This window comes from Methylomonas lenta (genome assembly GCF_001644015.1).
Lineage (GTDB): Bacteria > Pseudomonadota > Gammaproteobacteria > Methylococcales > Methylomonadaceae > Methylomonas > Methylomonas lenta.
This window is the reverse complement of the sequence record NZ_LUUI01000106.1, coordinates 1-6973: the sequence shown is the minus strand read 5'-3', so window position 1 is coordinate 6973 and position 6973 is coordinate 1. Positions and strand designations below refer to the sequence as shown.

10 protein-coding genes are annotated in these 6973 nt (G+C 44.7%); 4 read left to right on the top strand and 6 right to left on the bottom strand.

Going from position 1 to position 6973, the window contains the following annotated elements:
• A partial coding sequence (locus A1359_RS23170) for a hypothetical protein (RefSeq protein WP_232322192.1) occupies positions 1-186 on the top strand: 186 nt, incomplete at its 5' end.
• Between the two features lies 1 nt (position 187).
• Here A1359_RS23170 and A1359_RS11765 read toward each other — a convergent pair.
• The 4 genes from A1359_RS11765 to A1359_RS11755 all read right to left on the bottom strand — a co-directional run bounded on the left by A1359_RS11765 (position 188) and on the right by A1359_RS11755 (position 2236).
• Positions 188-793: a hypothetical protein gene (locus tag A1359_RS11765; protein WP_198159334.1), complete on the bottom strand. Its 606-nt coding sequence runs from the start codon at positions 791-793 to the stop codon at positions 188-190.
• A 387-nt stretch (positions 794-1180) separates the two neighbouring features.
• The gene (locus A1359_RS23650; protein WP_083960612.1) at positions 1181-1273 is read right to left on the bottom strand and encodes a Mut7-C RNAse domain-containing protein; all 93 of its coding nucleotides are present in this window, start codon (positions 1271-1273) and stop codon (positions 1181-1183) included.
• Between the two features lie 67 nt (positions 1274-1340).
• Positions 1341-1853 carry a DUF2380 domain-containing protein gene (locus A1359_RS11760; RefSeq protein WP_066982845.1) on the bottom strand — a complete coding sequence of 171 codons (513 nt, stop codon included), beginning with the start codon at positions 1851-1853 and terminating at the stop codon, positions 1341-1343.
• Positions 1850-2236 carry an SRPBCC family protein gene (locus A1359_RS11755; RefSeq protein ID WP_269747912.1) on the bottom strand — a complete coding sequence of 129 codons (387 nt, stop codon included), beginning with the start codon at positions 2234-2236 and terminating at the stop codon, positions 1850-1852. The genes A1359_RS11760 and A1359_RS11755 overlap by 4 nt, the downstream gene beginning before the upstream one ends.
• A 269-nt stretch (positions 2237-2505) precedes the next feature.
• On the opposite strand from A1359_RS11755, the gene A1359_RS11750 reads away from it, so the two are divergent.
• Entirely contained in the window at positions 2506-3846 is a 1341-nt protein-coding gene (locus A1359_RS11750) for a histidine kinase (RefSeq protein ID WP_066982839.1), read from the top strand.
• A gap of 4 nt (positions 3847-3850) precedes the next feature.
• Complete coding sequence (locus A1359_RS11745) at positions 3851-4570, top strand: response regulator (RefSeq protein WP_066982836.1); 720 nt, start codon at positions 3851-3853, stop codon at positions 4568-4570.
• Here the strand turns inward: A1359_RS11745 and A1359_RS11740 are convergent.
• Positions 4536-5801, bottom strand: coding sequence for a Y-family DNA polymerase (locus tag A1359_RS11740; protein WP_066982833.1), 1266 nt, complete (start codon positions 5799-5801; stop codon positions 4536-4538). The two genes, A1359_RS11745 and A1359_RS11740, sit on opposite strands and share 35 nt — an antisense overlap.
• Position 5802: 1 nt before the next feature.
• Positions 5803-6195 (bottom strand): LexA family protein, encoded by a 393-nt coding sequence (locus A1359_RS11735; RefSeq protein WP_066982830.1) that lies wholly within the window; start codon positions 6193-6195, stop codon positions 5803-5805.
• 40 nt (positions 6196-6235) lie between these two features.
• On the opposite strand from A1359_RS11735, the gene A1359_RS22790 reads away from it, so the two are divergent.
• Entirely contained in the window at positions 6236-6391 is a 156-nt protein-coding gene (locus A1359_RS22790; protein ID WP_198159333.1) for a hypothetical protein, read from the top strand.
• Positions 6392-6973: the final 582 nt, after the last annotated feature.

Genomic DNA, 6973 nt, shown 5'->3' with positions numbered 1-6973 from the left:
TTGGCCTACAAACCATTGCTCGCTAAAACTGTGACGGCAAAAAGCTTGGCTCAGACCATTAATCATGTCCTGACCAATCCGAATTATAGAGAAAACGCTCAGCGGATTAGCCAGCAGATGCAAACCCATGACGGTGTTGGCCAAGCCGTGCGACTTTTGAATGAACAATTCCGCGCGATAATGTGACCTAATTCTGTTTGGAGCAATCGACTAATCCGGACTGAAGTCTCAACCAGATTTGGGCATCGACGGGCAAGAGAGCGTTCGGAGAAATTAACTTCGACATCTCGTCTTGTGAAGTAAAAATATCCTTGGCTTTGAACACAAGAACCTTTTCGACATCAGCAATACAGGCCGTTAGCCCATACGGGGCAAACACCGTTTTTAGATCGTGCGGATAGACTTCGCCGTTCAGCAATAAGCCAATACGATGATTGTCGCTTTCACCGGCTTCGCTAGGACGTCCGCGCTTTGTGTTCCATTTCGGCGACTTCGCTGCGACTATCGCCAAAGCTGTCGACAGTTCTGGATACGTCATCAAGCGTCCAAGGTAAATCCCATGCACCGGCAATGTATGATCTGGAAATAAACCGCGAAGGCCATCGTTTAGCAATTGAACCAAGGATGATAAGGATAGTGTGCAATCGCTACGTACGATCACTATGCCTTCTTCTACAGTTCGACGTTCGAGTTTCGCAGTGCATTCCGGTAAAGCGACAGAATAGGTTTCATCAGACCAAGCCAAGATTGGTAATAGCAGTAAAAGGATTCCGACGTAGAGCGACTTCATCATGAGCGTAAATGTGCTGCCTCGGATTGTCATAGCTGAGTCATGAAGTTATTCTGAAGTGGCAGTCTATCCGAAACACCAATAACCACTGCATGATTGAAACAAGGGGGCGATAGGGCATCAGTTCAGCCCAGTCCTGACGGCCAGGCTTTTTCGGCTTTTGATTTCTGACAGCCATACCCAAGGCTTTATGTTGTGCGATGACCATAACTAATTGTTTTCCACGAGGCATACCTCACCAGAGAAAAGCGCAAGTCTTTTTCCCCATGACTTCGCCATCGAACACCAGTCGAGCAGCAGAATTCGATAATCCTAGACAGACAAGCAATGGCAATAAATGTTCTTCTCTTGGGTGGCAATAGTTGGCATAAGGCGCATTTTTCCACTGGATCATTCTAGCAATTCTTTGAAATGCCGCTGCATATTCTCAATGTGCGAGCCTTTCGAGTAGATTTGTTGGCATTCGGTACAGCGGTAAAAAATTTCGTAGTAAAGCTTGGTCCTTCAATCGATTATGCGATGTATGAAAACGTATATCATCTACCAGATTTTACGGATGGCTAGTCTTGTTAATGGTGAGGTGTAATTTTTTGGTTAACGCAGCAATAGCATGTTTCGTCACACTGTCATGATTGCCTTTTAGTTCAATGTCGTAACGCGCAATAGCCTTCTGTTTTTTCACATCGATAAGATAGACCCACAAATAGGAAAATAAGAAGCTGGGCTTGCTGTGCTGACTGACAATAATCCAATCCGCAGCATATTTCTGGCCCAATTGAGCAGCTAAATCGTGAAAATGAAATAAATAACCAAAGCTGGCGTTAGATGACTTTTGTGTATTGTTATCGATAGGCACTAATTCATAATCGTCAATCTGGCTCAATGTTTCTGATAGCAAGGGCGCCATTGATGCGGTGCGTTTAAGTTCTGTTGCTGTATTCGGGAGCGAGGTGATGTCGTTTAGCTCGAAATTCAAGACAGCAATTCGGGTTCTAGCATGGGCGATGGTGGTTGACAACATGCTCACTATAAACAAAAATCCACTCAATTTAATGATGTTCATGGCGATACTTCCTGGGCTGAAGTCGAAGCTATGGATGGCTGTAAATCTTGCTCTAGGCCAGTAATGCCTTCTGCTAAAGCCTTTTTTAAGAAACTCGCCAACTCATCACGCTGGTCTGCGGATACATCAATTTCGACTTTCCAAGAAATCTGAGTGTTGCCATTACCCAAATCATGGGCATCGACGGTTCCAAAATAATGACTAACCGGAAACGGCGATTCGATTCGGTTGTACTGAAACCGTCTTCGCTTATGATCGATTGATTCGATTTTATCGGTTATTTTCTCACCCGTTGCCAAGGTTAAGATGCGAGTGGCACCTTCGCCATTACCAATTACCTTGCAGGCACTAATCATCGGAAACCAGCGATCAAGGCCATCAATTTGTGAAATGGCTATCTATGCCATTTCGACGGGTAACACAATAGTTTTATTAACATTCACTGTTTCGATCATGATCGGCTCTCTTGGATAGTCTTGTTTGGTAGGGCCTTATCTTAAGTTTTCAATTTCTATCTGTAAGCCGATAATTGCCCAGAAACCACGGGCAATTTGCCCGGTGGTGCGGTGTGAACTATGCAGTTGTCCTGAAGATTCCTACAATGCGACAAGCACCGGATTAACCGGTAAGCTTAAATTCGTATAGGCTAGTCATGAATCTACAATTGCACTTGATGTCTCGTATTGCGGCGGTGGCCTTGATTTGTTTGTTGGCCAGCGTGGTGTATGTGCTGAAAGACAGCGAAGCGCAATCCAAAGCCGTTGCGCAACGCACGATGAATTCGCTAGCCAAGCAATTGGAATATCAGCTGTTGATGATCAATGCCGGTTACCCATCTACAAATCCATTTCCAGATTTGGATTTATGGAAACAAACCAACAATACCCCTGGTATATGTGTTCAATATGCATCGTATGATGATCGCACAACCCGTAGTTTATGTAACGGGATTGATCTATCGGCGCAACATTGGCCGCTTAGTTTTGAAAAAGGGTATCGACAACTTTTCGAAAAGGGTTTTGAATGGCAACACCCAATTGCCTTCAATGGGCATGATTATGGGATGCTGACCGTAACAACCAGTATCGAAATGGCGATTGGACATGCTTGGAACAACATTTGTCATTTATTAACGCTTTCCATCATTACTATTCTGGCGGTGTGTTTATTGGTTTATCTGGTAGTAAGCCGCGCATTACGCCCCGCCCAAGTGATCGTTGCCGGCTTAAAACGTATGGATCTAGGCGAGTTATCCTATAGACTCCCCGATTTTAAATTGATTGAATGGCAGCAAACTGCTGCGGCTATCAATCATCTAGCCGAAAATCAGCAGCTATTGCTCAGTGAGCGGCAAAAGTTGGCAGTCATGTTAATGAATGTTCAAGAAGAGGATCGGCGCTATCTGGCACGGGAACTTCACGACGAACTGGGTCAATGTCTGGCGGCTATCAATGCGGTGGTGACATCAATCAAGCGAACGGCCGTGCAGCAATACCCGGTGCTGATGCCAGAAGTCGAGCAGATCAGTCGCTTTACCCATTCCATGCAGGAAAGTGTGCGTAATTTATTAACCCGCTTACGCCCGCCCGAGTTGGAAGAGCTCGGGCTTGAGGCCAGTTTAACCAGTTTGGTGAGTCGGTGGAATCAGTTAGGAGATGGCAAAGTAGGCTACCACTTACACATCCAGGGTGATTGCACTCATTTACAGAAATCATTGGCACTCACCATATTCCGGGTGATTCAGGAAGGAATAAGCAATATTGCCAAGCATGCCATGGCCACCAACGCCGACATTTCATTACTGATTAGCGCAGAGGACATATCGCTGACCATTCAAGATGATGGCAAGGTCGATGCTTTACCCTTTGCCGATAGTCCCGGCATAGGTTTGCTTGGTATGCGAGAGCGTGTGACCGCGTTAAATGGCAAATTTGCTTTAGCCATTGCCCAACCACATGGATTACTTATAAACCTATGGCTGCCTAAAAATTAGCATTATGAATACAACACAGCCCTTAATCAGCATTTTATTGGTGGACGATCATGCCATTGTCCGTGAAGGTTATTGTTCATTGCTGAGTAAGCAACCTAACATGAGAGTAGTGGCTGAGGCCAGTAATAGCGTTGATGCCTATCAGTTGTTTAAAGAATATGAACCGGATGTGGTCATAACCGATTTAACCATGCCGGGTATGAGCGGATTGGAAGTTATCGGTCGTATTAAACAGCGCAACAGAAATGCCAAAATTTTAGTATTCAGCATGCATCTGAACCCCAGTTTTGCACTGCAAGGATGCCGTGCAGGGGCTTTAGGTTATGTCACCAAAAGTAGTTCGCCGGAAATATTGTTACAGGCTATCCACGAAGTCTATGCCGGCCGACACACGTTTAGTACTGATATTGCTCAGGCGTTAGCATTAGAACAACTTGGCAGCGAAGCCATTGCCCTGGACACATTGACGACTCGAGAGTTTGAAATTTTACGCTTGCTAGTTGAAGCGAAGTCGTCTGATGATATTGCGCAAACGCTCAACATTAGCCCTAAGACAGTGTGTAATTGTCACTATTTGATTAAACGAAAATTAGGTGTTACCAGTGATATTGAACTGACTCGATTGGCCATCAAACTCAATGTTATTAGTCTGTTGGAGTTTAAGAACATATCGCTTACTGAAACAGAAGTTATATCCGAACCGTTAACAACTCCTGCCAGTTAGTCGTGAATGATGGCGATTTGAACTGCTGCCGCATATGCCATTTATTACTGATGATTTCACTGGCATAGCGAATCGACTTTTTGCCATGGCGCCGATTGATAGTATCCAACGCCGCCATCAATTGTTCTGATCGGTCTAAGTCATCAGCGGAATCAAACAGGGTTGCCTGCACAACGCCGGCTGGTAATAAATCAGGCAATAAAATTCCAGCTCGCTGGTAACTAAAACCTTTTCTAAAGATGCGCTGTAAGCCATGATGGGCAGAATTGATCAGCTGTGCCGTATCATTCGTTGGAATATCAAATTCGGTCGTTGCACTATTGCTATATTGGGGCCGGCTGCTATCAAACGGACTGGTTTGGATAAACACCGTCAATGCTTGGGTTGCTAGATTTTGCCGACGTAGCTTTTCAGCGGCACGAGCAGCAAAGTGTGTGACCGCCGAGCGTAAATCATCAAAACCCGTAAGTTTTTCACCGAAACTGCGGGAAGTAAGGATTTGCTTCTTCGCAGGTGGCATTTCTTCAAGCGGAATGCATGAGATACCGCGCAATTCCATCACAATGCGTTCCAATACCACACCAAAATGTTGGCGCATCTCTTTGGGATTCGAATTTCTGAGAGCCAAAGCATTATGGATGCCTATGGCATTCAGCTTTTCTGACCAGCGCCGCGAGATACCCCATAGATCATCAAGCGGTACGGATTCCAATACTGTTTCTGCCGAAGGCAAGGTTCGCCAATCCAAAACTGGACCACTTGGTGAACAACCTTTCTTCGCTAATCGATTAGCTAATTTCGACAACGTCTTGGTGGGCGCAATGCCAATTGAAATGGGTATGCCGGTCCATTGTTTTACAGTTTGACAGATATTCAGGCAATAAGCGGTTAAGTCGATCGGTAGCCCAGAAAAATCAAGGAAACACTCGTCAATCGAATACACCTCAACTTTTGGTGCATACCTAGAAAGTACATGCATGACCCGCTGTGACATATCGCCGTATAGCGCATAGTTTGAGGAAAAGACCGCAATCCCTTCTTGTTTGGCATACTTTTCAATTTTGAAGTAGGGGGCGCCTATTTTTATCCCCAATGCTTTTGCCTCGGCGGTCAATGCAATCACGCAGCCATCATTATTCGACAAGACAACAACAGGCTTGCCGTTTAAATGTGGCTGAAAGACGCGCTCGCAAGAAGCGTAAAACGTATTGCAGTCTGCAATGGCAAACATTTTAGGGCTGCAAAGAGTGGATTACATGTGCAACGACACCCCAGATATGCAATTCCATGCCATCCCTGATCAGTAGAGGCTGAAAGTCTGGATTTTCCGGCATTAACCAAATTCCGCTGTCATTCCTGATAAGTCGTTTCACGGTCAGCTCTCCATTTACCACCGCTATGACAATCGAGCCTGATATGGCTTCCAGCGATCGGTCAACGACAAGCATATCGCCATTATGGATGCCGGCATTGATCATCGAGTGGCCTTGCACGCGCACGAAAAACGTAGCCGCAGGGTGCCGGATGTATTGCAGGTTTAGGTCAATCGTAGCTTCAAGATGATCGTCAGCAGGAGAGGGAAAGCCGGCCGGAATTTTTGATCCAAATAATGGCAAATCAAGCATCGTTGGATGCTGGGATAGCTCTAGTATTGGTAATTCAAGGTTGTCTGAATTTGTGAAATGGGGGATGGGCTTATGGCTGGTGGCCCGAATTTGTGAAATTTGGGATGGGCTTGTCATGGGGATTTATGGTGGCCGTGAGTGGGGAAGTGATGGTACACCAAAAAAGGATATCGTTCTTAATTTGTTCTTAAATTAAATTGAGAGCCTTCCTTTATTTTGCCAAGATCAAAGGTTTGATATTTGACGGTGAGAATCTTGTGTAATTAACCTGGAAATGGTAAACGTTTTTCTGCATCTCGTTGCACGGTGTGACACAGTTTGTAATGCACTGAAAGTGCGTTTCTGGGCTGTTTGATTGGAGTTTATTACTAAAATCAATGGTTTAATAATTGTTGTGCTAAAACGAGGAGAGTCAAGTCCTCTCCTCGGCACCATCACTTACTAAGTAAGTTAATGACCATTATAAATTAACTAATTATGTAACTAATAGTCTTTTTTAAATCTATTAACAGCAGGTGTTAGTCGATTTTTCACATAGCTACAGTCAGTAGCGTCAAGCTATACAGCCGATTTAAAGTTCCTTTGTCACACTGGTGTCACAGTTGGGGTTAGAAATGGCTGCTATTCGTAAAAGACTAAACAAGTTTCAGGTACAAGTTCGTAAAGAAGGTAAAAACATAAGCAAGACTTTTACCAACAAGACAGATGCTCTTAAGGATATGGTTGGAAATAACATCCTGAAATCCAAGCGCATCGTTCCTACGCTTCGCGTCAATGC